General features: G+C 32.6%; 24 protein-coding genes. 8 read left to right on the forward strand and 16 right to left on the reverse strand.

From position 1 onward, the window contains the following. Positions 1-46: 46 nt before the first annotated feature. The 3 genes from C4F50_RS09900 to C4F50_RS09910 all read left to right on the forward strand — a co-directional run bounded on the left by C4F50_RS09900 (position 47) and on the right by C4F50_RS09910 (position 1902). Positions 47-517, forward strand: a complete 471-nt coding sequence (locus tag C4F50_RS09900; protein WP_193846448.1) for a thioredoxin family protein — start codon at positions 47-49, stop codon at positions 515-517. A gap of 221 nt (positions 518-738) precedes the next feature. Next, positions 739-1191 (forward strand): thioredoxin family protein, encoded by a 453-nt coding sequence (locus C4F50_RS09905; protein WP_193846450.1) that lies wholly within the window; start codon positions 739-741, stop codon positions 1189-1191. 261 nt (positions 1192-1452) lie between these two features. Continuing rightward, entirely contained in the window at positions 1453-1902 is a 450-nt protein-coding gene (locus C4F50_RS09910; protein ID WP_193846452.1) for a thioredoxin domain-containing protein, read from the forward strand. 4 nt (positions 1903-1906) lie between these two features. Here C4F50_RS09910 and C4F50_RS09915 read toward each other — a convergent pair whose 3' ends face one another. The 5 genes from C4F50_RS09915 to surE form a co-directional block, all read right to left on the reverse strand. After that, positions 1907-3940 carry a ComEC/Rec2 family competence protein gene (locus C4F50_RS09915; RefSeq protein WP_193846454.1) on the reverse strand — a complete coding sequence of 678 codons (2034 nt, stop codon included), beginning with the start codon at positions 3938-3940 and terminating at the stop codon, positions 1907-1909. A 51-nt stretch (positions 3941-3991) separates the two neighbouring features. Then, a complete protein-coding gene (locus C4F50_RS09920; RefSeq protein ID WP_193846456.1) occupies positions 3992-4477 on the reverse strand; it encodes a C40 family peptidase in 486 nt (161 codons plus the stop codon). A gap of 7 nt (positions 4478-4484) precedes the next feature. Next, positions 4485-5603 carry a lipid-A-disaccharide synthase gene (lpxB, locus tag C4F50_RS09925; RefSeq protein WP_193846458.1) on the reverse strand — a complete coding sequence of 373 codons (1119 nt, stop codon included), beginning with the start codon at positions 5601-5603 and terminating at the stop codon, positions 4485-4487. 62 nt (positions 5604-5665) lie between these two features. Then, positions 5666-5938 carry a hypothetical protein gene (locus tag C4F50_RS09930; protein ID WP_193846459.1) on the reverse strand — a complete coding sequence of 91 codons (273 nt, stop codon included), beginning with the start codon at positions 5936-5938 and terminating at the stop codon, positions 5666-5668. After that, positions 5931-6710: a 5'/3'-nucleotidase SurE gene (gene surE / locus C4F50_RS09935; RefSeq protein WP_193846461.1), complete on the reverse strand. Its 780-nt coding sequence runs from the start codon at positions 6708-6710 to the stop codon at positions 5931-5933. The genes C4F50_RS09930 and surE overlap by 8 nt, the downstream gene beginning before the upstream one ends. 213 nt (positions 6711-6923) lie before the next feature. Here surE and C4F50_RS09940 point away from each other — a divergent pair, with 213 nt between their 5' ends. After that, entirely contained in the window at positions 6924-9107 is a 2184-nt protein-coding gene (locus C4F50_RS09940; protein WP_193846463.1) for a carboxy terminal-processing peptidase, read from the forward strand. A 94-nt stretch (positions 9108-9201) separates the two neighbouring features. After that, positions 9202-9990, forward strand: a complete 789-nt coding sequence (locus tag C4F50_RS09945; RefSeq protein ID WP_193846465.1) for a DNA/RNA non-specific endonuclease — start codon at positions 9202-9204, stop codon at positions 9988-9990. Here C4F50_RS09945 and rpe read toward each other — a convergent pair. The 7 genes from rpe to C4F50_RS09980 form a co-directional block, all read right to left on the reverse strand. Next, entirely contained in the window at positions 9967-10629 is a 663-nt protein-coding gene (gene rpe, locus C4F50_RS09950) for a ribulose-phosphate 3-epimerase (protein WP_193846467.1), read from the reverse strand. The two genes, C4F50_RS09945 and rpe, sit on opposite strands and share 24 nt — an antisense overlap. A 373-nt stretch (positions 10630-11002) precedes the next feature. Next, positions 11003-11866 (reverse strand): sigma-70 family RNA polymerase sigma factor, encoded by an 864-nt coding sequence (locus tag C4F50_RS09955; protein ID WP_007804760.1) that lies wholly within the window; start codon positions 11864-11866, stop codon positions 11003-11005. 145 nt (positions 11867-12011) lie between these two features. Beyond that, entirely contained in the window at positions 12012-13724 is a 1713-nt protein-coding gene (locus tag C4F50_RS09960; RefSeq protein WP_193846469.1) for a transthyretin-like family protein, read from the reverse strand. Beyond that, positions 13712-14893, reverse strand: a complete 1182-nt coding sequence (locus C4F50_RS09965) for a DUF4249 domain-containing protein (RefSeq protein WP_193846470.1) — start codon at positions 14891-14893, stop codon at positions 13712-13714. Before C4F50_RS09965 ends, C4F50_RS09960 begins: the two co-directional genes overlap by 13 nt. Positions 14894-14899: 6 nt before the next feature. Further along, complete coding sequence (locus tag C4F50_RS09970) at positions 14900-17584, reverse strand: TonB-dependent receptor (protein ID WP_228011999.1); 2685 nt, start codon at positions 17582-17584, stop codon at positions 14900-14902. Between the two features lie 67 nt (positions 17585-17651). Next, entirely contained in the window at positions 17652-18374 is a 723-nt protein-coding gene (locus C4F50_RS09975; RefSeq protein ID WP_193846474.1) for a hypothetical protein, read from the reverse strand. A gap of 225 nt (positions 18375-18599) precedes the next feature. Then, a complete protein-coding gene (locus C4F50_RS09980; RefSeq protein ID WP_193846476.1) occupies positions 18600-19562 on the reverse strand; it encodes a hypothetical protein in 963 nt (320 codons plus the stop codon). Between the two features lie 103 nt (positions 19563-19665). Here C4F50_RS09980 and C4F50_RS09985 point away from each other — a divergent pair, with 103 nt between their 5' ends. Genes C4F50_RS09985 through C4F50_RS09995 form a run of 3 tightly spaced genes read left to right on the forward strand, consistent with a single transcriptional unit; the run spans position 19666 to position 22135 of the window. Next, positions 19666-20742: a fatty acid desaturase family protein gene (locus C4F50_RS09985; protein ID WP_193846478.1), complete on the forward strand. Its 1077-nt coding sequence runs from the start codon at positions 19666-19668 to the stop codon at positions 20740-20742. A gap of 48 nt (positions 20743-20790) precedes the next feature. After that, entirely contained in the window at positions 20791-21516 is a 726-nt protein-coding gene (locus C4F50_RS09990) for an LA_2272 family surface repeat-containing protein (protein WP_193846480.1), read from the forward strand. Between the two features lie 4 nt (positions 21517-21520). Beyond that, positions 21521-22135: a hypothetical protein gene (locus C4F50_RS09995; RefSeq protein WP_193846481.1), complete on the forward strand. Its 615-nt coding sequence runs from the start codon at positions 21521-21523 to the stop codon at positions 22133-22135. A 78-nt stretch (positions 22136-22213) separates the two neighbouring features. Here the strand turns inward: C4F50_RS09995 and C4F50_RS10000 are convergent, their stop codons facing one another. The 4 genes from C4F50_RS10000 to C4F50_RS10015 form a co-directional block, all read right to left on the reverse strand. Continuing rightward, positions 22214-24349 (reverse strand): polyribonucleotide nucleotidyltransferase, encoded by a 2136-nt coding sequence (locus tag C4F50_RS10000; RefSeq protein ID WP_193846483.1) that lies wholly within the window; start codon positions 24347-24349, stop codon positions 22214-22216. A gap of 178 nt (positions 24350-24527) precedes the next feature. Continuing rightward, positions 24528-24794, reverse strand: a complete 267-nt coding sequence (gene rpsO, locus C4F50_RS10005; RefSeq protein WP_007804772.1) for a 30S ribosomal protein S15 — start codon at positions 24792-24794, stop codon at positions 24528-24530. A 164-nt stretch (positions 24795-24958) separates the two neighbouring features. Beyond that, the gene (locus tag C4F50_RS10010; protein WP_193846485.1) at positions 24959-25906 is read right to left on the reverse strand and encodes an energy transducer TonB; all 948 of its coding nucleotides are present in this window, start codon (positions 25904-25906) and stop codon (positions 24959-24961) included. 65 nt (positions 25907-25971) lie between these two features. Next, complete coding sequence (locus C4F50_RS10015; protein WP_193846487.1) at positions 25972-26661, reverse strand: toxin-antitoxin system YwqK family antitoxin; 690 nt, start codon at positions 26659-26661, stop codon at positions 25972-25974. Between the last annotated feature and the right edge of the window lie 24 nt (positions 26662-26685).

Raw genomic sequence — 26685 nt, forward strand, 5'->3', positions numbered from 1 at the left:
GTATTTGCAATCTGTTTTTGTTTAAATTTGTCGAAAATTACTTATTATGAAAAAAATAATACTTATTGCTTTATTTTTAATTAGCGCAGTTTCAACAGTAAAGGCGCAGGAATTAAAATGGTATACCGATGTTAGAGAAGCGATTACGGTGAGTAATAAAGAACAAAAACCAATGTTGATGTTTTTTACAGGCAGTGATTGGTGCGGCTGGTGTATTCGTTTGCAGAATGAAGTTTTGAAAACGGACGAATTTAAAAAATGGGCGGCCAGCAATGTAATTTTAGTTGAATTAGATTACCCGCGAGCTGTAGCGCAGTCTCCTGAAATAAAAAACCAGAACAACGAATTGCAGCAAGCTTTCGGTATTCAGGGTTTTCCAACCGTTTTCTTTACAAGTGCTGAGTCTAAAGACGGAAAAATAAATTTTAAAGGATTAGGAAAAACGGGTTACGTTGCCGGAGGTCCTACGGCTTGGCTGACAGTTGCCGAGGGAATAGTTCATCCAAAGAAATCGTAAAATAAAAAAATAAATATTTTTAATGTAGAAACTCCTTACTTATCGTAAGGAGTTTTTTTTGTTTGGTAAGAAAAGTCTTTTGTTTGTTTTTGATGTTTGATTATTTGATATTTTAATTACTGTAAAAAAACACATAATGTATTTTTTATGCCAATAAAAATTGGATAATTAAAATATAATGTTAATTTAGTCGTGCTAATCTAACCAAAACCAAATTTAGTATGACTAAAAAACTACTTATCCTACTGTTCTTTTTAGGTTCATTTTTTATGCAGGCACAAACCTTAGCTTGGAGAACCAATATGACTGATGCGATTGCTATAAGCAATGAAGAAAGAAAACCAATGTTGATTCTATTTACTGCCTCTGGAGTTTCAGACAATCTTCAGAATGAAATCTTTAAAACCCCTGATTTTGCTGTTTGGTCAAGAGATAATGTTGTTCTTGTAAAACTTGATTTATCTGATTCTTCTGCTTCGGAAGGAGACAGAGAACAAAATCTTAAACTCAAAAATGCTTTTGGTGTTCAAGAACTTCCAGAAGTATGTTTTGCAATGGCATCTGTTAGAAAAAACAAAACTACTTTTAGCGCGCTTGGAAAAATTGCCTATAAGCCTGGTGGAGCAAAAGCTTGGATCGCAGAATCAAATTTGATCCTGCATCCTGTTGAATAAATTGTAACACAGTATTGCTTACAAGACATTCTGAATCTCTTCTTAATATTTGAGAAGAGATTTCTTTGTTAATTAATGTTTTTTGTGTGCGAGAATATGATTTTTTAGGGCCAATATTTTTTTCATATTATTAAAAATTTAGCAAATTATTGAAGAATTCTATTTTTTGCAACGAATGTTAAATTTTTACTAATAAAATTTGTGATTTGATGATAATTTTGTGCTATTTTAGGCGAGTTAACTTAAATAAATCCAAATCGTATGACCCAAAAATTACTTATCCTACTGTTTTTTTTAAGTTCTTTTTTTACAAATGCACAAAATTTGGTTTGGAAAACTGATATGAATGATGCTATTGTGATGTGTATGGAACAAAAAAAACCACTATTAATCTATTTTACGGGTGCTGGCGCACCGCAGAAAATGCAGACCGAAATTTTTAACACTCCAGATTTTGCAGTTTGGTCTCGTGATAATGTTATTCTAGTGAAATTAGATTTATCAGATCCTAATGTTTCTAACAATGTAATGGAGCAAAATGTGAGTTTGAAAAATGCATTTGGCGTTGATGAACTTCCACAAGTTTGTTTTGCTTTGGCAAATGTTAGAAAAGGAAAAACTACCTTTAACAAGATTGGTTTGATGCCTTATAGACCTGGAGGCCCAAAAGGCTGGATTAAGGATTCTACATTGCTTTTAAACCCAGAATAATAATTCAAAACTTATAGTATCCCTTTTCGGCAGTGGCATGAAAGGGGATATTGTTTTTTAAACAGCTTTTTTTCCAGAGTGTTATAAAACTGTAAGAATTTGATGCGTCTGCTATTATCGTTTTAGGTTTTATTTCGTCTAATATCCTGTCAAGATTTAATTTTGGAGATTGCGTTAAAAGCAATATATCCGGCTGACATTTTGGAGGGATGATGCCTGAACTGTCTATTATTAAAATTTTGTTGTTATTGAAATAAAGTAAATTTTCTAGTTTTTTCCTTCTTTTTGAGGTAATATAATTTTCAATTAAATAAGAAGTCAGAATATATTGTTCTGTTTTCTGATTTGGCAGGGTGTCCCGACTGAAAAGAGTTATACTAGAGCCTTTGCGATCGCTTATAATCGTACTCTTTTTAGAATTATAAACGATCAATTCTTCTTCACTTTGTGTTTTTTCTTTTGTCAATATAAAAGCGGTTTGTGTAAAAATTATGCTGACGAGAATAAAAACGAATCTACTGTAACTTCTTTTTTTATAGTAAATTATGATTGCAAAAGTAAGCACATAAAAAGCGATGAGATAATAAAAGTTAAAACTGATATTTTTTATTACAAACGATTCCATTGAAGCGACGATGTGAATCGTGTAATTAAGGAGAAAAACACTTTTCTGAAATATTTGAATTATAAAATCTGGAGGAATTGCAAATACTGCTATTATCATGACGATTATCCCTGCAATCATGATGAAAGACAAAATAGGAAGAATGACAATATTGGTTACAAAAAAGAGACTTGGAAATTGATGAAAGTAATATAAGCAAAGCGGAAATGTGCCTATTTGGGCGGCAAATGAAACCGTTAAGGCATCCCAGATATAGGTAGAGATTTTGTGTTTTGGCGTCCATAATTTTTTTAAAAGAGGCTGAAGCCAAAGAATAAAAAAAAGTGCAATATAACTCAACTGAAACCCAACGTCAAATAAGAAATAGGGTTGAAAAAGTAATATTAATAAAATAGAAACCAAGAGTGTATGGTAAATGTTTCCGTTGCGTCTAAGATGGTTGCCGCAGGCTAAAAAGGAAAACATTACCACAGAACGTAATACGGAAGGGGATAGGCCTGAAATTACGGCAAACATGCCCAGTGAAACTAAAATTGCAGTCAATTTAAGTAAAGAACCTTTTCGATTATTGGGAATTGGTTTTAAAATAAAAGTAATGAAAAGCATAATAAAGCCGACATGAAGTCCAGAAACAGACAATACATGTGTTGCTCCAGAGTATTGATAATCTTGAATGATGTCGGCTGCTATTTCTTGTTGCTGCCCTAGAATTAAGGCTAGAGCAACAGTCATTTCATCTTTGCTGAAAGAGGCTTTTTCGAGATGTCTTACTATTCTGCTGTGTAGTTTTCCGGTATAAAACCAAATGTCTTTTTCTATTCTTGAATTTACGAGTATTTCTGATTTATGACAATGAATTTGAGCGTAAATCTGTTTGTCTGCCAGATATTGAGAATAGTCAAATTGATTGGGGTTTTTGTTTGGATTGTTGCGCTGTAAAATCGTTTTTAATTGAATGATGTTCCCTATGATTAGAGAAGTTTTAATGCTGTCTTTTTGAACATTTAGAATAATTCTTCCCGAAAATGACTTGTTATTAATAGTATTTACTAATGCAATGTAACGATCACTGTAATCATTGCTTTTTAATTTTTCACGTATCGTTAAGGTAACAGTTTTAGGACTTGTAAATACATTTTCTAGATGGGTGTAGTTTGTCTTATGAAGTTTTTCGGTATGAAATAATAGGGTTAGAATTCCGATAGAAAAAGAAATCAAATAAACAGAAACTCCAAAATAGACCGCAAGTTTTTTATTACCGCGGTTGAAAGTAAACAAGGTTATGAATAACAAACTGCTTAAACAGAATATTATAATGGCTGCGCTTGTAGAAAAATGCTGATAATATGATAAAATAATTCCAGTTACAAACCCGATTGTAACTTTAGCTAACGGAAAATCCAATACTTTCATGCGCTAAAAGTATGAATTATTTGTAAGAAAATAAATATATTTTAAAAGGAATTATTCTACTATCCGATTTATCTGTGTAAAAGAATTTGCGTAATAAGGTTCTTTTGTTGAAGAAATAATAACACCTTTTGAAGTTGAAGAATGTACAAACTTTATTTCATTAGAATAAACCTCTGTGATCAAGCCGACATGATTAATCTGTTTGCTCTTATTGGTTTTAAAAAAGATCAGATCGCCTTTTTGAGCATCTTTCAAAGAAATTACAGCACCAATTTTTGCCTGATCAAAAGAGCTTCTAGGAAGTATTATTTTTTCTGATTGAAAAGTTGTAAAAACTAGTCCCGAACAATCAAAACCATTTTTTGTAGTACCGCCGGCTTTGTATTTAACACCAATATTTTCTGTCGCCTTTTTGATCAAATTATTGACGACAGATTTACTTTCTTTTTTGGATTCTTTAGTGTTTACAGCAGTCGAAGTTGATTTGCAGGAAACAAATAGAATGGTTAAAAGGAGAAGTGTTATTGCTTTTTTCAAAATAAAATTAATTCAGTTTTAAATCTGCTGTAATAAGTTTTGCAGTTTTTTTGCTGGCACCGACACCACCTAATTTTTCTTCTAGAATATCATAGTTTTTTAGGAGTTCTGCGCGGTATTCGGGATTCAATAATTTTTGCAATTCTTCCTTGATTCGCTTAGTGTTGCAGTCTCCTTGAATTAACTCGGTAACCACTTCTTTATCCATGATGAGATTTACGAGCGAAATATATTTTAAGGTAATAATGCGTTTGGCAATTTGATACGAAATTGCACTTCCTTTATAACACACTACTTCTGGGACTTTAAAAAGTGCCGTTTCCAGAGTTGCCGTACCAGAGGTTACTAATGCTGCGGTTGAAGAGCGCAGTAAATCATACGTTTTGTTTGAAACAAACTTTATGTTTTTGTTACTGATAAATTGCTGATAAAATTCAAATTCCTGACTTGGAGCGCCTGCTATTACAAATTCATAATCTTTAAAATCTTCAACCACGCTAAGCATTACACTCAGCATCTTAGTGATTTCCTGCTTACGACTTCCGGGAAGAACAGCTATAATTGGTTTTTCTCCCAGTTTGTTTTCTTTTCTAAACAATTCTTCATCAAAAGCGGGTTGGTTTTGTATCGCATCAATAAGCGGATGCCCCACAAAATCTACAGGAAATTGATGTTTGTCTTCGTAGAAACTTTTTTCAAAAGGAAGGATCACAAACATCTTATCGACATCTTGCTTGATAGCTTTAATACGATTCTCTTTCCAAGCCCAAATTTGAGGAGAAATGTAGTAATGTGTTTTGTAATTAAGTGCTTTTGCCCATTTTGCAATTCGCATATTAAAACCTGGATAATCTATAAAAATGATAACATCGGGTTGGAACTGTAAAATGTCTTTTTTGCAGATTTTAATATTGTTAAGAATTGTTTTTAAATTAAAAATCACTTCAACAAACCCCATAAAGGCCAACTCACGGTAGTGTTTTACTAAAGTTCCTCCTGCTTTCTGCATTAAATCTCCTCCCCAAAATCTGATTTCTGCATGTGGATCTTCTTCGTATAAAGCTTTCATTAAGTTTGATCCGTGTAAATCTCCAGAGGCTTCGCCGGCAATTATGTAGTATTTCATAAAATTATTTGAAAGGCGCCAGTGATACTATTGGCGATAATTTGTGTTTACAAAGATAGAAATTAAAAAAACAAAGTTGAAATGGCTAAAACAATTACAGCCAAAACCACTCCTCTTGCCATCATTTCTTTATTTCTGTTCAAAAGAAGTAAAAAAACAGCAAGATCTAAAGTAGTGCCGATGGTAATAATTTTTCCTAAATAACCATGATCTTTAATGATTTTAATTCCAGAAGAAATATCAAATTTGGTAAAAAAAGTTATGAATAAATAACTTCCGAGCAGAGAGGTAAAAATTCCGATTAAGAATCCGGTAATAAAATCTTTATTATTCATTTAATTTCCAAGTATTAAGTTGCTGCATAGTGTGGTGGGCGGTTAAGTCAAATTGAACGGGAACTACGGAGATATAACCATTTTCTAAAGCCCATTCGTCTGTATCTTCGCCTTGATCTTCATTAACAAATTTTCCGGCAAGCCAGTAATAATCTTTCCCAAAAGGGGTTTGTCTTTTGTCAAATTTTTGCGCGTAGTAGGCTTTCGCTTGACGACAGACTTTAATTCCTTTTATTTCCTTTTCTTTTAATTTCGGGAAATTGACATTCAAAACCACTCCAGGTGGCAATTTGTTCGCGAGAGTTTCTAAAGCGATTTTTTTAACAAAAGACTTTATAGGTTCAAAATCAGCATTCCAGTCAAAATCTAAAAGCGAAAATCCGATTGCCTGAATTCCTTCGATTCCGGCTTCAACAGCAGCGCTCATAGTTCCAGAATAAATGACATTAATAGAAGAGTTTGACCCGTGATTAATTCCAGAAACGCACAAGTCCGGTTTACGTTTTAAGATTTCGTTTACTGCCAATTTTACGCAGTCTACAGGCGTTCCAGAACAGCTGTATTCTTCAATTGCATCATCTTCTTTTGATATTTTGTCCAAAAAGAGGGTATTGTTTATAGTAATGGCATGTCCCATGGCACTTTGGGGTTTATCAGGAGCAACAACAATGACATCTCCGATAGTTTCCATGACGCTGATAAGGGCTCGTATTCCAGGTGCCAAAATTCCATCATCGTTGGTTACTAATATTAGTGGTTTTTCAGCTTTCATTTTGTGGGCATTATGTGTAATTTTAACAATTGTAAGATTTTAAAAACAAATTTGAGGCATATTCATTAAGATATGTTACAAATATTATAAAATTTGTCAACTAAGGTAAAGAACTTTTTCACGAATTAAACATTTTTATATCTTTAACAAAAAATTATCGTGACGTTAGCTCTCGTGGCATAGTTTTTAGCGTAATTTAGATAAAAAATTTTGATGAATGCTATTATTAAGTTTATGAAAAGAAATTATAAGATACTTATAGCCGTATTGTGCTTATCGCTGACATTGTTTGCTTTTAAAATGAATGCAGATAAGACAATTGAACCGGATCCGAATAAAGATAAGACGCTTTTAGAATTGTTAGCATTTGTTATTGAAAAAGGACATTACAGCCCAGCTGAAATCAATGATGAATTTTCTAAAGGTATCTTTAAGGATTATATAGACGCATTAGATCCTTCAAAAAGATTTTTTCTGCAGTCTGATATAGATGAATTCAAACAGTATGAATTGATGCTGGATGACCAATTCCTAAATAAAGATATTACCTTTTTTAATCTTACTTATACCAGATTAATGAAGCGTATGGAAGAAAGTAAAAAGCGTTATAAAACAATTTTAGCACAGCCTTTTAATTATAATGTAGATGAGACTTTTAATTCTGATTATGAGCACATTCCGTATGCTAAAAATTTAGCTGAGATTAACGAAAGATGGAGAAAACAAATTAAACTGTCTACGCTTTCTTCTTTGGTGACAAAGCAAAAAATTGAAGAAGAAAAGAAGAAAAAAGATCCTTCATACAAAGAAAAATCTTTTGAGTCTTTGGAAAAAGAGACAAGAGAAAGTTCTTTAAAATCATTAGATGATAATTTTAGTGTCATTAAAGATTTGAATAGAGAATATTGGTTTTCTGTGTATTTGAATTCTATTATGACCCGTTTTGATCCTCATACAAGCTATTTTGCACCAGAAGAAAAAGATCGTTTTGATGTAAATATTAGTGGAAAATTAGAAGGAATTGGAGCTCGTCTAACAAAGAAAAATGACTTTACTGCAATTGATGAGTTGATTTCTGGTGGTCCAGCATGGAAAGGAAAACAATTAGAAGCAGGAGATTTAATCTTAAAAGTTGCTCAAGGAAATGAAGAGCCTGTTGATGTTGTTGGAATGCGTCTGGATGATGTTGTAAAGAAAATTAAAGGTCATAAAGGAACTGAAGTAAAACTTACGGTTAAAAAAGTGGATGGTTCTATTAAAGTAATTTCGATTATCAGAGATGTGGTTGAAATTGAAGAAACATACGCTAAGTCTAGTATTGTAGAGAAAAACGGTTTGAAATACGGAGTGATTTATCTTCCTAAATTTTATATCGATTTTGAAAATAAAGATGGACGTGATGCGGGTAAAGATATCGCTCGTGAAGTAGAAAGATTGAAAAAAGAAAATATCAACGGAATTGTTCTGGATGTTCGTGATGACGGCGGAGGATCACTTTCTACAGTTGTTGATATTGCAGGTTTATTTATTGAAGAAGGACCAATTGTTCAGGTTAAATCTGCTGGAAAAAAGAAAGAGGTTTTATACGATAAAGATAAAAAAATCGAATGGGACGGTCCGCTGGTAATTATGGTAAATAGTTTCTCTGCTTCGGCTTCTGAGATTTTGGCTGCTGCAATTCAGGATTACAAACGTGGTGTTATCATTGGAAGCAAACAGACTTATGGTAAAGGAACCGTGCAAAATGTATTAGACTTAAACCAATTTGTTCGTAATGTAAATTATGGAGATCTTGGAGCCTTAAAAATTACGGGACAAAAATTCTATAGAATTAACGGTGGTTCAACTCAGTTAGAAGGGGTTCACAGTGATGTTGTGATGCCGGATCGTTATGCTTACCTAAAAATGGGAGAGCGAGATATTGACAACGCAATGCCTTGGGATAAAATTGACCCAGCAGATTACAGCACTTGGAGTTCTAGTGAGAATTTTACTAAAGCAATTATGAATAGTAAAAATAGAATTGCTCAAAATGCTCAATTCAAACTAATTGACGACAATGCGAAATGGATTGATGTTAAGAACAAAGAAAACACATACAGCCTGAATATTCAGAGTTTTAAAGCAACACAAGAACAGGTTGAAAATGAAGGAAAAAAATATAAACCAATTTCGGATTATAAAAACTCTTTGATTTTTAAATCACTGCCTTATGAAGAAATAGAAATGAGTACCGATGCGACTCTAAAAGAAAAAAGAGAAGCATGGCACCAAGCATTATCTAAAGATGTTTATGTAGAAGAAGCATTAAATGTTTTAGATGATTTACAAACAAAAAGTTTAGTAAAAAGTAGTGTTTCTCCTAAAATGAAAAAGGATAAACTAGTGAGATCTTAAAATTCTAAGGAATTTAATTTGTTTAAAAACGCTCTGTAAATTTCGATTTACGGGGCGTTTTTTCGTATGTTTAATTCTTGTAAAATATAGTATTATGAAAAATTGTATAAAATTGATTGTCATTTGTTTAGTGTTGTTTTCTTGTAAAAAACAAGAAGACACACGGAATGAAAGAGTAAAGTCTTATAATGCAAGTTCTGATTTTGTTGAAAATACTACCATTGGAGATTCTTTGTATACGGTAACCTACCTTCCAACTTCAACAACCAAACAAATCGTGAAACATCAATATTATACACTATCGTACAACGAAAAGTTTGAACAAGCAGAATGGGTTGCTTACGAATTGAAAAAAGAATATCTTAAAAATAATAATTATAAAAGGCCTTATTTTATTGAAGATCCAAAGGTGACAACGGGTTCTGCAGATTGGCGAAACTATAAAAAATCGGGCTATGATAAAGGGCATCTTTGTCCTGCGGGTGATATGGAATTTAGCAAAGATGCTTATGATGATACTTTTTATACGTCGAATATTGCTCCTCAAAAACATGATTTTAATAGTGGAATCTGGAACAGAATCGAACAAAAAACACGCTATTGGGCAGAAAAATACAATGATATTTATGTCGTTACAGGCGGAATTTTAAGCGATTCGGATAAAAAAATAGGGACAGAAAATGTTTCTGTCCCTAAATATTTTTATAAAATTGTTTTGGCTAAAGAAGGTAAAGAACACAAAGCAATTGCATTTCTTGTTCCCAGCGAAAACAGTGATCAATCGATATATGATTTTGTTGTGCCAATTGAAACTCTGGAAAAAATGACTGGAATTGATTTCTTTCCGAATCTAAAAAACTTAAAAAGCAGCAAGGACTTTTAAGTCGGCAATTGTTTCTATTGGATTTTCGGCTTTAAAAACGAAACTTCCAGCAACTAAAACATCGGCGCCAGCTTCTACTAATTGTTTTGCATTTTTATTGGTTACACCGCCGTCAATTTCAATAAGAGTTGAAGCGTTTTTGCGTGTAATCAAAGCTTTTAGTTTTTTTACTTTATCATAAGTGTTTTCAATAAAAGACTGACCGCCAAATCCTGGGTTAACACTCATAATACATACTAAATCAATATCATTGATAACGTCTTCTAATAAATCAATATTGGTATGCGGGTTTATTGCTACTCCAGCTTTCATCCTTTCTGCTTTTATAGCTTGGAGTGTTCGGTGTAGGTGTGTACAAGCTTCGTAATGGACCGTCAGGCCATTTGCGCCTAAATCTGCAAAGGTTTTAATGTATCGGTCTGGATCAACAATCATTAAATGTACGTCGATATACTTTTTGGCGTGTTTGGTAATTGCTTCTAAAACGGGCATTCCAAAAGAGATATTTGGAACAAAAACTCCGTCCATAATATCAATATGAAACCAATCTGCCTGACTAGTATTAATCATCTCGATGTCACGTTGTAAATTGGCAAAATCAGCTGCAAGAACAGAAGGAGCAATAAGTGTATTTTTCATTTTGTTGTAGTGTGTTGTTTTTTTACAAAGATAAATTTTTTATGCTGAACGGGATAATTTAACCGCAGCGTACGCTAAGAATTTACGCAAAGTTCGCAAAGAAATTTATAAGTGAGATTATTAAGAGTTCAAGTTCTTGAAGCGTTGTGAACTTTGCTGTTTATTAAATGTGTACAAAACTTCGAGAACTTTACGGTTAAAAACCTTAAGCTAAATGCTAAAAATAAAAAACTCCGGTAATCAGCCGGAGTTTCAATCATCAATCAAAAAACGAACAGTCAATCAAACTGTTGTTTGCGTTAAAAAAGTTTCATGTTTAAAGTTTCAAGTTGCTTTAAGGAACCTGAAACTTTAAACTTGAAACAAATATATGTTATCCTAAATAAGTTTTAAGGATTTTACTTCTAGAAGTGTGTTTCAATCTGCGGATTGCTTTTTCTTTAATCTGACGAACACGCTCGCGAGTTAGGTCGAAAGTCTCACCAATTTCTTCAAGAGTCATTGGGTGCTGGTCGCCAAGACCAAAATACAAACGCACAACATCTGCCTCTCTTGGAGTTAATGTTTCTAAAGAACGTTCGATTTCTGTACGAAGAGATTCGTGAATTAATTCTCTATCTGGATTTGGTGATTCGCCAGAACGTAAAACGTCATAAAGGTTCGAATCTTCACCCTCAACAAGAGGTGCATCCATAGAAAGGTGACGTCCCGAGTTTTTCATAGACTCTTTTACGTCATTAACTGTCATGTCAAGTTCTTTTGCAATTTCCTCAGCAGAAGGCGGACGCTCGTTAGACTGCTCCAATAAAGCGTACATTTTGTTGATTTTATTGATAGAACCAATTTTATTTAATGGTAAACGTACAATACGTGATTGTTCAGCCAAAGCTTGAAGAATCGATTGACGAATCCACCATACCGCGTAAGAAATGAATTTGAAACCACGAGTTTCATCAAAACGCTGTGCTGCTTTAATTAAACCTAAGTTTCCTTCATTAATTAAATCTGGAAGAGTTAATCCTTGATTTTGATATTGTTTAGCCACCGATACAACGAAACGTAAGTTGGCTTTTGTAAGTTTTTCTAAAGCTCTTTGATCACCGGCCTTTATTCTTTGTGCTAATTCTACCTCTTCATCAGCGGTAATTAGGTCAACTTTTCCAATTTCTTGTAGATATTTATCTAACGATGCAGTTTCACGATTGGTTACCTGCTTGGTGATTTTAAGTTGTCTCATGTTGTTGTCTCCCTATTTTTAAAGTGTACAAATGGTTATACGTAAAGAGTGTCGAAAAAGTTACAATTTGGGACAAATTATTTTAAAAAAAATCCAATACTTTTTTGAGTATTGGATTTTATATGCTTCAATTTATTGGAAATCATTAATTTAAATTACTATCAGATACTTCAAAATAATCTCTAATAAATACAGGTTTACCACTTTCTGAAAATCCTTCTAATACTATTTCGAATTTTCCGGATACGTCAGAAGTATAAAAACTAAAATTGGAATTTTTTAAGTTTACTTCTGGTTTCCATAATAATTGATGTCTGTAATCGGGAATTCTATCATTCTTGTTTGCTGCGTAATCTGGCTGATAATACATTTTTTTGTTCTCAGGTCTCAGAATACTTGGCTTTGCTATAAAATTGCCTTTTGAAGTTGTTTCAAAGCTTCCATCTTTAGAAGTTAGTACGATAAGACCGCTAAATGATTTTGATCCATAGTAATACATGCCTCTCACAACATTTATCTTTTCAACTTTTCTAGGGTCGTAAGCAAATAATTCATTTAAATCTTCAATTACAAAACCATCTATTACAACCAAAACAGGAAGACTTGATTCATAATTTGGATCATAATCATAAATATGGATAGAATAACCGTCTTTTGTTTTAGAATGCTCTACACCTTTTAATATCTCTGTAAAAGTTTCGGACATTGTCTTGAATCTGGTATAATCATCTAAAATAAATTCTGTTGATAATGAACCATAGAAAGGAACACTGTCTTTAGGATTTAAAATACTGTCTTTTTTGATATTGTAATAAGCGTTTTCGATTTGGCTTGAAACCAATCTTTCGGTTATATTGTTTTTAAATTCTGGAGTAAACTGCGACGCTGCGAATTGCAGATTCGAAAAATCTATAGCAGCTGGTTTGTCCACTTCGATTGTAAAATCCTGTTTGTTTTCTTCTATAACCTGTATAATAATATTGGCACCCGAATTTGATTTTTCGAGATTAAACATAAATCGTCCGTTGTCATCTGTTTTGGTGAATTTTAACTCTGGATTCTTATCAATAATTGAAAAGGCAACTTTTTTATTTTTAACATCAGAAGCATGTGAGGTAATTTTTCCAGAGATTAATTCGCCTCGCACTTCAGGCATGTAGAAATTAGTGTTTTTAATTTCTGAATTTCCTTCTGTTTTAGGTTTGAAACCAGTTTTGTTTTGAGATAAAAAGCCGTCTGTTTTTCGAACGGAAATCATGTATTTTCCGTTAAAAATATCTTCAGACTGCTGTTTTACTCCCAAAGTTACCTGCTGTCTGGTTTGGTAGTGCTTCGTTTTTAAATCAAAAGAAATATTTGGATCTGCAGTAGTTTGATCTACAGTAAATTCTTTTTGAATCATTGGGTAATTTGGTGATTCTTTATAAGGATTTACAATATAGAGGTCTGCGCTAAAAAAAGATTCAATGCCTTTATTCAGCATCCAATTTGTGTATCCGATCAATTTATAGCTCCCAGTTTCTAATGTGGTAGGAAGAAAGAAGTCGCCATTTCCGACACCATTCTGCAGAAATATTTTATGGGTAAAAACACTTTTTTTATTGCTGTCTATTAGCTGTAGGTAAGCAACTTTGCTATTGGTTTTCGTACTGTTTGTTATTTTATCTATGCAGAATATTTTATACAGTATTGTTTCTCCAATTAAATACGAATTAGAATTGGTGCTCACATAAATTGACTCATTTAGTTTCTGGTCAATTTGGTTTAGTTCTCCTAATGAATTGCTTTTTTGTGCTATTGAAATTTGCCCAAAAATAATCATTAAAGCTATGGCAAGGGGTTTGATTAGTCTATCCAAAATGATGGTTTTATGTTAGATGCATAAGAGTTACAGTCGCCGCATTGAATGTCGTAAAGTATAAAACTTGGTCCATCTGTTGGATAATAAACTTTGGTTCCGGATTTTAATAATTCTATTGCGGCAGGTTGTGAAAAAGAGTAGAAAATAAACTGATCAGCCTGATCTTCTGGTACTGGAACAGGGCATTCATAAGGATATGGCGGGCTAGGTATTCTTGGAAATATATCTGTAAAGTTAAAGAATAAGCGCTTTTCAGAATAAGTGGAAACATTAAAAAATCCAATAACCTTCTCGTTAGGATTGTCTACAGCTGTTAAATTGCCATAGAAAAAACCTGGCTGGGTTTGGGAAAGAATACTTCCAGAATTTGATATTGACTGTAGTGTTTCATAATAAGTTTGTGCAGCCAGATTTTGAACATACTGTTTTACCAAAATACTATATCTGTTTCTTATTATGATATCATCGCTGTTTATAAATCTAACAGGGAAATTAGTTACTTTGTCTTCGCTTAATTTGCTGGTATTTGTAAGCAATAATTCGTTTGAAGATTGAGCTAGGTAACAAACTCTTGCTTCTTTTGTTCGGTCTACAAGCTGAATTTTATTATTAATAATAACGGCTTCTTTGTAATACCATAATGGCGCAATAACTTTGTAAGTTTCATCATATTCGTATCTGTAATATTTTGAAGAGTTAGTCGGGTCCGTGCTATTCACTGTAATTTCAACACCTAGATTGCCGTTTTTAGTAACAGCGTGCGCCTCCAAATTGTCAATTTGAGTTTCTTGAGGCATTTTTTCAGTTGTTGAAATATAAGTTTTGCCTTCTTTGGTTAAAATGTGCAGTTGATAATCTCTTCCTGTCACAGCCTGAAATTGACTAGTGGATAAGTATTGATTGTTGTCTTCTTTATAATCATATCGATTGCCTTGATTATCTGTTACATAGACAATAGCTCCTTTTTCAAATTTTGGTGTACTTTCTTCTAGAGTATAGGTTCTAGAAATTTTAATTGTTTGGTATTTGTATTGATTAGTTAACGTTGCTTCGACAACAATTAAGTCTTCAAATTCATTAGCTTGATATGAATATGGAGTGGTACATCCAAAAATAGATGTCAATAATAGCGTGAGAAGAACTCTAAAAAGCATGATTTTTTTCATAACTATTTAAAATTTAAAGTTGTATGTAATAGTTGGTATCGGCACGGCGAATATAGAAGTCTTATATGCTTTTATTTCGCCATTTTGGGTCACAAAAAAGATCGAATATGGATTGTTTCTTCCCAGTAAATTGTAAATTGAGATGTTCCAAAAACTGTGAGCGAGCTTTTTAATTTTGTGATTTCCTTCAATATTTAAACCAACATCAAGTCTGTAATAATCAGGTATTCTAAATTTATTACGATCACTGTAAAGTGTATATTCTGCCCCATTGTAATAATATTTTCCAATCGGGTAGGTAATGGGTCTTCCTGTCTGGTATACAAAGTTAGAAGAAAAACTGTAACGCTTTGTAAATTTGTAGTTTAGAACAATACTTACATCGTGAGGTTTGTCAAAATTAGTTGGAAAGTAATCTCCATTATTTACTTTTTCATCATTAAACTGACTGTCTAATTTTATAAATGAACGAGAGTAAGTATAACCAATCCAGCCATTTAATCTTCCATAAGATTTCTTTAAAAGAAATTCAATACCATAGGCTTTTCCATCGCCTTGCAATAATTCTGTTTCTAAATCTTGATTTAAGAGAATCTGAGATCCTACTTTGTAATCTAGAATGTTTTTTGAAGTTTTATAATATCCTTCAATACTGATTTCTAAATCTTTATAATCTAGTTTTTTAAATATGCCCAGCGAGTATTGAATACCGCTTTGAGGCTCCACATTAATATCCGATAATTTCCAAGTATCTGTTGGCGATTGCGTCGTATTGTTGGTTAATAAATGAATGTATTGGTAATTCTTATCAAACCCTGCTTTCACAAATAAACTTTCGTCAAAAATATAGCGTAAACCTACTCTAGGTTCAAATCCGCTATAAGTTTTAATTACTTCATTATTGTTATAATGCTTTTCTTCTACAACTGTTGACGGCGTTTTTGGAACTCCATCTTCATAGATTTTTTGATTGGATTCTCCTAATGCTGCATAGATTGAATATCTTGCCCCAACGTCTAATAAAAGTTTTTCGGTTATTTTATAATTTTCAGAGAAAAACGCTGCCGATTCTAATCCTTTCTCTTGTTCGATTTGAATAGGATCTACCAAAGAATTTGAACCTGGGGTTAGCTCTCCAGGATTTATTTTGTATAATTTACTTGTAATTCCGTATACAAATTTATGGTTTTGGCCTAATTGACTGTTGAATTTTAAGTGCCCCTGGGTTTCATTTATTCTATATTTCATAGTAAATGACTCCGGATTTACAGGACTGTAATTGATGCTGTATTTGTATTCACTATTAGTAAAATTAAGTTCGCTGTTGTTTTTTTCGTTAAAAGAATGTTTCCATTTTAAAGATATAAGGCGGTTGCTGTATGTAAAAAGAGAATCGGGAGTAATATTGTAATTGTCTTTACTGAAATATCCAGATCCTTCAATAGAATTGTTTTTATTGATTTTGTGGGTGTATTTTGCATACAAATCGTAAAATGAAGCTTTGCTGTTTTTCAAATTCTCATCATCAATAGCTTTTAAAATCCAATCTGAATAAGTTGCTCTTCCAGCAACCAATAGACTGGATTTTTCTTTTACAATAGGAATAGAGGCGGTAAGATTACTAGTAACCGGGCCAATACCTCCTTCTCCTGAAAATTTTTCAGTGTTTCCGTTTTTTGAAACAATATCGAACACAGACGAAAGTCTTCCTCCATATTCTGGCGGAATTCCTCCTTTGTAGATGTCAACTTTATTAATCGTGTATGGATTTATAGCTGAGAAAAAACCAAAAAGATGCGACGGATTGTAAATCGTTCCGTTGTCTAATAACATTAAGTTTTGATCTTCTTTTCCTCCTCGCACATTAAAGCCAGAAGAACCTTCTCCAGCAGTTTTTATTCCAGGAATTGTTAAAGCAACTTTCAAAATGTCTCGTTCGCCCAGAACCAGCGGAATGGTTTTTACTCCTTCAGCTTCAATTGTAGTCACTCCAGTAATTGCAGTTCTAACATTTTGACTGTTCTTGCCTTTTACTACAACTTCGTCCAATTGATTGATTTTTTCGATAATAGTAAAGTCCAAAGTACCATTACTATAAATCATAATTTTTCTAGACGCATTATTATAAAGAATTGATTCTACTTCGATAGTACTTAAACCTGTAGGAATTTTTAAACTATAGAATCCCTCAGCATTTGTTACAGCAGTTATGTCCGTATTTTTTACTTTAACACGTATATCTGCAAGAGGTTTTTGATTTTTTAGATCGGTGATATGCCCCGATAATGTATAAAAATCGATGTCTGAGTCCACAGCTTCTTTTCCGATAAGAGCTACAGATGGTAAACTGCCCGGCTGTTTTTTCTGCAATGAATCATATTGCTGAAAAAATACTGGAGCGTTAGAATTTTTTGTAGTCGAAACTTTATCGTAAATCACACTATTTTTAGTTAGGATGATTTTATTTTTATCGATAAAAAAATTAAGTTCTGTATCGGCAAACACTTTTGATAATACATCTTGAATATTTGTGTTTTCAAAATTGCCGCTTATTAGAATGTTCTTGTCGATCCATTCATCCTGAAAGTAAAATTTAAAACTTGATGCAGTTTCTATCTTTTTTAAAACTTCTATTCTATTGATATTGCTGTAATTGATCGTAATAGTGTTTTGTTGGTTTTGTGAATACATTAACTGATTAAAACCACAAAAAAGTAAAAGGAGTGTAAATATTCTCATTGCGTAATTCTTCCAGTTTTTAATTGTTAATATATTTGACAAGATTTTTTATAAACAAAGCCGGATTCTCTTTTTTCAGACTTTTATTCATAAAATAATAATCATTAATTTTTCTTTTACTTTCTGGAAATAATGCAATGATTTCTTTTTTTCCGTTGATCAAATAATATTTGCTGTCTTTTAAAAGAACAAACTCATATCTCGGAATGTACTGAATTAAATTACTTTCTTCTTTTTGATCTTTCTTTTTTTCTTTAAAATACTTTATATAAAGAGCAGATGTGCTGTTTATTAAAACCTCTTCGTAAAACCCTCCTTTAAAGAACGATGGATTTAAAACTTTCAGATTGATAAATTTCTCATTATTAATGCTGAAATTTTCCACATTATCTTTTATGAGATTGATTTTAGTAGTATTCGCTTCGTCATAAGGATTTAGAACAAGGTCATCTTTATAGATGTCGTATTTTAGCAAGACATCATAATAATTTTGATTATTATATCTGAGAGTACCTTTTCTGAAGTTTTCAGTAAAATAGTAGCGATTCTGATTTTCGACTGTATTGTCAAAATTAAGATGAGCTGCCCCATTTTTGATATCAAGGGATTCAATTCCTATATTTTTATCAAACCAATTGTAGATTTCGGCTTCTTTAGAAGTTTGACTTCGTAAGTGATAATTGTTTAAGAATAATCCAAAGATCAATAGGTAAATTGAATTTCTTTGTAGAGTTTTTAACACAATGGTGGATTTATTGATTAGTTTTGGTATGAGCCAAAAATATATAAAAAATGTTAAAAACAGCGTTTGCTAATGTTAAAATGTAATAAAATGTTTATGATTTGCTTAAATTTTTTTAAATCATTTAAAGAAACGTGATTGTTTTAAGATTTAAGCTTGAATATAACATGATAAAATAAATTATTTTATTGGATTAGATTAACAATTGGCCAATGCGGTTGTATTTTAGAATAATAAATCAACTTGAAAGTTTAGCTTTTCTTGATAATATTCAATTTTTCTAAGTGCCCTGTTAAAAAATAAATTTTGCTCTTTAATACCAGACTGACCCAATGGTTTAGAGTTGATAATCTGTTGTTTAAAAAACTGATGAACATTTTTACAGCTTTCTTTATTATCGGTCACAAAATAGCCTAACAAAGTATAAGGTACAAACATGGTTAGTTTTTCTTCTGTTTCGATAAGCATGTTGTTGTTTAGTAAAATTAGTTCATTGTAATAAATCGCAAAATTAGGATTAGGTTTACTGCTTTTTTCTTTAACTAAGTTTATAATTCTTTTTAAATCATTGCAGAGTGCATTTGCGCTTTGTACTGAAAGTAAGCCAGCTTCATGAAAATATAAAATTTGCTGTAAACTGCTGTTTATAGTTGTGTCATTCCAGACTTCATTGACAATGGTATTTTCGTAGGCTTTTTTAAGTTTTTGCATAGACTCCGAAAAAGATTCTTCGATTACAAAATTTTCAAAAGATACTTTTATTGTATCTGTTTTTAAGAGGTTAAGCCAGACAAAAGCTTTAAATTTTGAAAGAATTGTTCCATCCATAAAATAAAATAACGGAATGTCCTTGGCAGAATAAAACAAAATCGACTTTGGATTTTGTGTTAATAGTTCAATTTTTTCAGAAGATGATCTAAAATATTCGAGCATATCTCTCAACGATTCTATCTCGATTGTTTTTTCGATAATGAGTTTCTCATTAGACATAAATAGATTGTCTAGCGAAATATTGAAATGATTTGCTAGTTTGATTGTTTCGTCTATAGAAAATTTACTTTTTTGTGAAATTCTTCTATGCGATGCATCATAACTTATTTCTAAGATAGAAGCGATTTCATCAATTAAGGAGTCTGATTTAGAGATTTTACTCCTAATGACTTTTAAAAAAGATTCTTGATGTTTCATAATTTGCGATAATCGCAAATTTACAAAATATCTTTATTACTTTTTGCAAATTCAAATGTGAAAATTGCAATACGTTTGTCTTGTAATTTTAATTAAACATATTATGAAAGCTAAGTATTTTAATAAATCAGAAGAAGAAAAATTGTTTTTCGCTGTTTTAAAAAATAGGGTGCACAAAAAATTAGAGGGGAAAAATGTTTCACATGGAGATTTTAAATTTTGGTTTAAAGGCTTGTTTTGGACATTTGTATGTTACGGCTCTTATGCTCTTTTGTTTTTAGATTCAATAAGTAAATTAAATTTTTGGATCGTATATGTAATTTTTCAGCTCTCGGGATTATTAATAGGATTTAGTTTTGGTCATGATGCATCTCACAATACTGCATTCAAAAACAAAAAAGCAAATTCGATACTTCATTTTTTTAGTTTTCTTACCGTTGGTATAGATCCGTTATTGTGGGGGTTGAGGCATATTCGTTCCCATCATTTGTATGCCAATGTAGAAGGAAGTGATATTGATATCGATAAAAATCCTTTTTTAAGATTAAGTCCCACCCATGCGTGGAAACCCAAACATAAATATCAAGCCTATTATGCGCCATTTGTCTATATGTTCACTTTGCTGCACTCTGTTTTTATGAGTGATTGGATTTATCTTTTTTCAGAAGAATATGATTGGATGAAAAGAGGCGTTTCTAAAGCTGGATTGTATTTTAGGTTTTTTATATATAAAGTATTTTATTTTTCGCTCGTACTGGTTTTGCCGCTTCTGTATGTAGATTTTTCTTGGAGCTTTGTTGTGATAACATATTTTACAGCTAGTGCTTTTACCTCTTTGGTCTTTATTATAATGCTCGTTGGAACTCATTTTTTTGACGGAGCTGATTATCCGCAGCCCGAAGGAGAATTCCTAGAACATACTTGGGCAGTTCATCAATTGTATACCAGCTGCGATTGGAATGCAGACAAGGGCTGGGCCAGATTTCTAAGCGGCGGCTCTAACTGCCATGCTGCACATCATCTTTTTCCCAATATCTGTCATACCAATTACAGTGAAATAAATGAGATAATCGAAGAAACCACAAAAGAATACCAGCAGCCTTATCATCATAAAACTTTATTACAAATGATGTTTTCGCATTTTAGACATTTAAATAAAATGGGAAATTCAAATGCTTGATCTTTAAAAATCACAAACTGCCAAAGTTAATTTTAAATACAAATAATTATGAAAAAAATATTCTGTCTATTGTTGCTTATGGGTGCAGCTGCAATACAAGCACAAGAAATTATTTTAGATTCTATTCAAACACATACACAGATTTTTAGTCTTGCTCCCATTTCTAAAAAAGTTGATAAAGTAAACGGGATGGTTTTTGGTCTTGGACATATTGAGAGTAAAAACATAGAGCATCAGACTATTAACGGTATAAATGTAGAGGCAAACCCGGCGCCGGCAGCTGGAGCGTTATATGCTTTCATTGCAATTATGTATTTTGATAGAGTAGTCGGAAAAGACAAAATAAAAGTTATAAAAAAGAACGAAGAAGATTTTATCATCAAAAATACGGCTCCGGCTTTGATGTTGAATGGATTAAATATTAGTTCCGGATGTTTTTTTACGTCAACAAATATGAACGGATTGAATATTTCGGCGGGAAATAAATTCAATAATTTTAATGGTCTTTCGATTACGCCTTTAGGCACAATTGCTGGTCGTCAAAACGGACTTTCGGTTGGTATTTATAATGCTAATAATAATTTAACAGGATTAAATATAGGAGTTTACAATCAATCGTATCAGTTAAAAGGCTTGCATTTAGGAGTTTTTAATCAAGTAGGAATTAATAAAGGTTTGCAAATTGGGGTTTTAAATAAATCAAATTCTAAAGGATTTCAATTGGGACTCTGGAACATAAATGACAAAAGGAGTATGCCTTTTTTAAATTGGTAATATCATGAAGAAATTTGTTTTTATTTTAATTTTGATCGCTTCTCAAATTGGATCTGCACAAAATAGTATGTTTTCAGAAGACGATTATGCACGAGTGTATGTTGAAGCAGGTTTTGTACAGCCATTGGGAAAGCTTTCGGATAAATTTGAATTATCTCCGTCGTTTGGTTTTTGGTTCCGAAATAAAATTACACACGAAGAATTTGTCGATTTTGGCTTTAATTTCTTTATTCCTAAGAAACCGGTCGATGCCTCGTTTGTTTACCATGATTCGATTGCAAAGTATAAATCAAGTCATTTTGCGATAAATATTGGGACACGTTTTGCAAAAATTATCCCGTTATCGCAGCGAGTGGCTAATTTTAATGTAGAATGGAATTCTGGAATTGGATTGGCTTTGAACTTTTATAATGCTCCAAATGAACTCGAGTTCGATGAAGGTGAACATACAAAGGAGGTTTTGACTACATTTTATGTATCGCAGGGAATTAAGCTTAATTATAAAAATACAGGATTGCAATGCCATTATCAATGGTCGCCATACGGATTGTTTAACAATCGGCTGGAAAAAGATTTTGGCTCTCAAAGTTTAATGTTTGGAATAGTTTACCGACAATAACTTGAAATTGAAAAACCCCAATTCAACTGAATGAATTGGGGTTTTCTATGAATAAACCTTTAGTAAACTAAGATCTGATTACTCTTTTTTCTCCTCACGTGGAGGTCTTGGAACAAGTGCTTTTTTAGACACTTTTTCTTTTTTAGTTTTAGGATCAACCCCTAAGTATTTCACTTGAAACACATCTCCCATTTTTACTACATCAGCAACATTTTCGGTACGTTCCCAAGCCAGCTCAGATACGTGAAGCAATACTTCGTTTCCTGGTGCGGCAGTATATTCTACAACAGCTCCAAAATCAAGCATTTTAATTACTTTTACCTCATAAGCTTCACCCAATTGTGGTTTGAAAGTGATAGAAGCAATTTTTGCCAATACCGCTTCAATTCCAGCAGGATCTGTACCTAAAATTTCGATAACACCTTGCTCGTCCACTTCGTTAATAACGATTGTAGTTCCAGTAGCTTTTTGTAATTCTTGAATTACTTTTCCACCAGGTCCGATCAATGCTCCAATAAAGTTTCCAGGAATAGTTCTGGTGATAATTTTTGGTGCATGAGCTTTAACATCTCCTCTTGGAGCTGCAATAGTATCGGTTAATTTTCCTAAAATGTGTAAACGTCCGTCACGAGCTTGAGCTAAAGCTTGTTCCATAATATCATAACGTAATCCGTCAATTTTGATATCCATTTGGCAAGCCGTAATACCATCAGCAGTTCCAGTTACTTTAAAGTCCATGTCTCCTAAATGATCTTCATCACCTAAGATGTCAGACAATACCGCAAATTTCTCACCGTCAGTAATTAATCCCATAGCAATACCAGAAACTGGTTTTACCATTTGAACTCCAGCATCCATAAGAGCCATTGTTCCAGCACAAACTGTTGCCATAGATGAAGAACCATTAGATTCTAAAACCTCAGAAACAATACGAATTGTATAAGGACAATCTGCAGGAATCATGTTTTTTAAAGCTCTTTGAGCTAAGTTACCGTGACCAACTTCTCTTCTTGAAGTTCCTCTTAGTGGTTTTGCTTCACCAGTCGAGAAAGGAGGGAAGTTATAGTGTAAGTAGAATTTCTCTTCACCTTGTTCAGACGGAGAATCGATTTGGTTAGCTTCTCTAGAAGTTCCTAAAGTTACTGTAGCCAAAGCTTGAGTTTCTCCACGTGTAAATAACGAAGAACCGTGTACTCTTGGTAAATAGTCAGTTTCACACCAGATTGGTCTGATTTCTGTTGTTTTTCTACCATCCAAACGAACGCCTAATTCTAAAACAACATTACGAACAGCTTCTTTGTTTGTTTTGTAAAAATATTTAGAAACCAAATCACCGTCAGCAGCCAATTCTTCTTCTGTAAATAAAGCTTTTACTTCTTCTTTTACTTCAGCAAATGCAGCACCTCTTTCGTGTTTAGCCGAACCAACTTTCGCGATATTATAAATTTTATCGTATGCAGCTTCTTTTACTTTTTTGTAAATTTCTTCGTTTTCTTTCTCACCTTCGTAAGTACGGATTTCTTTTTTACCAAAAGCAGCTTGTAAACGGTATTGAGCTTCGATTTGAACTTTGATAGCTTCGTGAGCAAACTTAATTGCTTCGATCATTTCAGCTTCAGAGATTTCTTTCATCTCACCTTCAACCATGGCAACAGAATCCATAGAAGCACCAATCATCATGTCGATATCAGATTTTTCTAACTCTTCTCTGCTTGGGTTGATAACTAGTTTTCCGTCGATACGTGCAACACGTACTTCAGAAATTAAGTTGTAAAACGGAATGTCTGAAACAGCCAAAGCAGCCGATGCCGCTAAACCAGCTAATGCGTCTGGCATAACTTCTTCGTCATGAGACATTAACTGAATCATAACTTGTGTTTCTGCATGGTAATCGTCTGGGAAAAGCGGACGTAAAACACGGTCTACTAATCTCATTGTTAATACTTCACTGTCGCTTGGACGAGCTTCTCTCTTAAAGAAACCTCCTGGAAAACGACCAGCTGCTGCAAATTTTTCGCGATAATCTACCGTTAATGGTAAAAAGTCAACGCCTGGGTTTGAGGTACGTGCAGATACTGCAGTTGCTAGTATCATCGTATCTCCCATTCTTACTACTACAGAACCGTCTGCTTGTTTTGCTAAACGCCCTGTCTCGATTGTGATGCTTCTGCCATCACCTAAATCGATTTTTTCTACAAATAATTGTGGAATCATAATTTTTTCCTTTTTGATTATACAATGGGTTTTAGTTGTGTTGTAGTTGTTGTTGTGTGTAGTTGTTGTATTCTAAAACCCAATGAAAAACCAAACTTTTTTTCTTGTATAAAGTCCTGTCAGACTTTTATTTTGTAAAAACAAAAAGAGGCACTCTCGCACCTCTTTTCTATATTGATTATTTTCTGATATTCAATACTTTGATAATCTCACGATATCTGTTGATCTCTTTCTTTTTCAAGTAATCTAACAAAGCTCTTCTTTTACCTACTAATAGTACAAGAGAACGCTCAGTGTTGTAATCGTGACGATTTTTTTTCAAGTGTTCAGTTAAGTGAGAAATTCTGTAAGTGAACAATGCAATTTGACCTTCTGCGCTTCCAGTGTTTGTTGCACCACCGTGTTGTGCGAAAATCTCTTCTTTCTTTTCTTTAGTTAAATACATTCCAATATTATTTAATGATTTTTATGTATGTCATACAACTTTTGTAAGACGGGTGCAAAATTAGATTAAAAAAACAGAAAAATCAAAAAAAAATAGAAGAATCTAAAAATAAGGCTCTAAGAAATTCTTTTTTAATGATTTAGGTTCTTTTTTATTGCTTTAATTTATCTGCTTGTTATGGTTATCGGTAAAGAATAAAGTGCTGATCTTTTTATTCCTCTAAACTTTCCGGGAATCCAGTTTGCCGCTGTACTCAACACCCTCAAAGCCTCTTCGCCAGTTCCGTATCCTAAATCTTTTATAATTATAGGTTTAGTTATTTTTCCTGTTTCGTCAACAATAAAGGTAATGTAAATTTTTCCAGTTACTTTATTTATAAATGCTTGTTCTGGAGTTTTGTAGTTTAGTCCTATGTTTTTGTAAAATTGATCTATTCCTGTTGCTGGGGTTGGTTTTTCAGACAACTTTGAATAAGAATATTTTACATCGTTTTTGTCTGTGCTTATTCCAGAAATCAGGTTCCCGTGACTGTAATTTTCTGTAAACGTAATTTTATTTTTTAAATCGCTTCCCTGCCAGATGCCTTCTTTCAGTCCGTTTTTTATGGTTCCTTTTTCTTGAAAATCTTCATCCGCGTTATCACACTCTCCATTTCCATCAATTACAGTTAATTGATTTTCTTTATTCCAGAATTTTGAAAGCAGTGTTTTGGAAGTTTTTGCTTTTGGGTCTGATGTATTTTCTTTTTCAAATTTTGGATTTCCGTTATCATACCATTTATATTCTTTTCCAGTTTTCCAGCCTTCAGAATAAGTTATAACAGCTTCTTTAACGCCGTTTTCGTAAAAGTAAATAAAGGTGCCGTCATTTATAAGAACATCTTTGTTTAAAGTTGTTCCGATCATTTTTTTTGTACCAGATTTATAAAAGAGAACTACTTTATAGGCCTCTTTTTCTACATGATAATCTTCAATAACTCTTATATACTTATGTTCTTGTTCTGAAGTTTCACGATACAAAGAATCCAGGTATACAGCTCGTGACAAATCTTTCTGGGCTGAAATACTTAAGGAAATGAAAGTCAAAATAAAAAGAAATAAAATCTTCTTCATAAACTGCTGTTTTTTTGTAGTAAAAATAACAGTTATTTTGATTTGTGCAATATGTAATTGTTATTCTAACTTTTAAGCTTTTTCCCTGATTGCTTCTCGGCAAAGGTAGAATAAGAATAACTCACATTATTTTCATCTGTCTTAGTCCCAGAAATTAAGACTCCTTTTTCGTAGTTTTCTACAAAAGTAATTTTATTCAAACTATCGGTTCCCTCCCAAACGCCTTCTTTTAAACCGTTTTTTATGCTTCCTTTCTCAGTAACAAACTTGTCCGTATCTTCATATTCTCCATTTCCATCGGTTACAGTCTGTTCTTTATTTTCTTTCCAAAAATTAAGAACCAGCGTCTGGACAGTTTTTGTTTTCGGATTCCAGATATTCTGTTTCTCCGATTTTTTACTTTGATTTTCGTACCAATTGATCTCTTTGCCTTCTTTATGATCTTCTTTGTAATTTACAACAGACTCTTTTGCGCCATTTTTAAAATAAAAAATAAACTCTCCATCTTTTTTCAAGTTATCCCGATCAAGGGTAGAGCCGGTCATTTTCTTTCTTCCATTTTTATAGAAGTCGGTCACAACATAGCGCATGCTTTTTTGAGAATAATTGGTGATGACTCTGGTGTAAATTTGATTTTCAGGTTTGCATTCACGGTTTAAGGAGTCTAAAAATATTTTTTTAGAAACCATATTGATTTGCGCAGACAGACTAACTGAAATAAGCAGAAGCAATAAAAGGAATATGTTTCTTTTCATTCAGTTCTATTTTTTTCTATTAAA

The organism is Flavobacterium hungaricum (genome assembly GCF_015182285.1).
Lineage (GTDB): Bacteria > Bacteroidota > Bacteroidia > Flavobacteriales > Flavobacteriaceae > Flavobacterium > Flavobacterium hungaricum.

Excerpts from the sequence above, each read along its gene's own strand:
- C4F50_RS09965 (WP_193846470.1), bottom strand. The coding sequence starts at position 14,893 with ATGAAAAAAATCATGCTTTTTAGAGTTCTTCTCACGCTATTATTGACA.
- C4F50_RS09915 (WP_193846454.1), bottom strand. The coding sequence starts at position 3,940 with ATGAAAGTATTGGATTTTCCGTTAGCTAAAGTTACAATCGGGTTTGTA.
- C4F50_RS09945 (WP_193846465.1), top strand. The coding sequence starts at position 9,202 with ATGAAAAATTGTATAAAATTGATTGTCATTTGTTTAGTGTTGTTTTCT.
- rpsO (WP_007804772.1), bottom strand. The coding sequence starts at position 24,794 with ATGTATTTAACTAAAGAAAAGAAAGAAGAGATTTTCGCACAACACGGT.
- C4F50_RS09910 (WP_193846452.1), top strand. The coding sequence starts at position 1,453 with ATGACCCAAAAATTACTTATCCTACTGTTTTTTTTAAGTTCTTTTTTT.
- C4F50_RS10010 (WP_193846485.1), bottom strand. The coding sequence starts at position 25,906 with ATGAAGAAGATTTTATTTCTTTTTATTTTGACTTTCATTTCCTTAAGT.
- surE (WP_193846461.1), bottom strand. The coding sequence starts at position 6,710 with ATGAAAGCTGAAAAACCACTAATATTAGTAACCAACGATGATGGAATT.
- C4F50_RS10015 (WP_193846487.1), bottom strand. The coding sequence starts at position 26,661 with ATGAAAAGAAACATATTCCTTTTATTGCTTCTGCTTATTTCAGTTAGT.
- C4F50_RS09970 (WP_228011999.1), bottom strand. The coding sequence starts at position 17,584 with ATGTATTCACAAAACCAACAAAACACTATTACGATCAATTACAGCAAT.
- C4F50_RS09905 (WP_193846450.1), top strand. The coding sequence starts at position 739 with ATGACTAAAAAACTACTTATCCTACTGTTCTTTTTAGGTTCATTTTTT.
- C4F50_RS09900 (WP_193846448.1), top strand. The coding sequence starts at position 47 with ATGAAAAAAATAATACTTATTGCTTTATTTTTAATTAGCGCAGTTTCA.
- C4F50_RS09955 (WP_007804760.1), bottom strand. The coding sequence starts at position 11,866 with ATGAGACAACTTAAAATCACCAAGCAGGTAACCAATCGTGAAACTGCA.
- lpxB (WP_193846458.1), bottom strand. The coding sequence starts at position 5,603 with ATGAAATACTACATAATTGCCGGCGAAGCCTCTGGAGATTTACACGGA.
- rpe (WP_193846467.1), bottom strand. The coding sequence starts at position 10,629 with ATGAAAAATACACTTATTGCTCCTTCTGTTCTTGCAGCTGATTTTGCC.
- C4F50_RS09995 (WP_193846481.1), top strand. The coding sequence starts at position 21,521 with ATGAAGAAATTTGTTTTTATTTTAATTTTGATCGCTTCTCAAATTGGA.
- C4F50_RS09985 (WP_193846478.1), top strand. The coding sequence starts at position 19,666 with ATGAAAGCTAAGTATTTTAATAAATCAGAAGAAGAAAAATTGTTTTTC.
- C4F50_RS09930 (WP_193846459.1), bottom strand. The coding sequence starts at position 5,938 with ATGAATAATAAAGATTTTATTACCGGATTCTTAATCGGAATTTTTACC.
- C4F50_RS09990 (WP_193846480.1), top strand. The coding sequence starts at position 20,791 with ATGAAAAAAATATTCTGTCTATTGTTGCTTATGGGTGCAGCTGCAATA.
- C4F50_RS09940 (WP_193846463.1), top strand. The coding sequence starts at position 6,924 with ATGAATGCTATTATTAAGTTTATGAAAAGAAATTATAAGATACTTATA.
- C4F50_RS10000 (WP_193846483.1), bottom strand. The coding sequence starts at position 24,349 with ATGATTCCACAATTATTTGTAGAAAAAATCGATTTAGGTGATGGCAGA.
- C4F50_RS09980 (WP_193846476.1), bottom strand. The coding sequence starts at position 19,562 with ATGAAACATCAAGAATCTTTTTTAAAAGTCATTAGGAGTAAAATCTCT.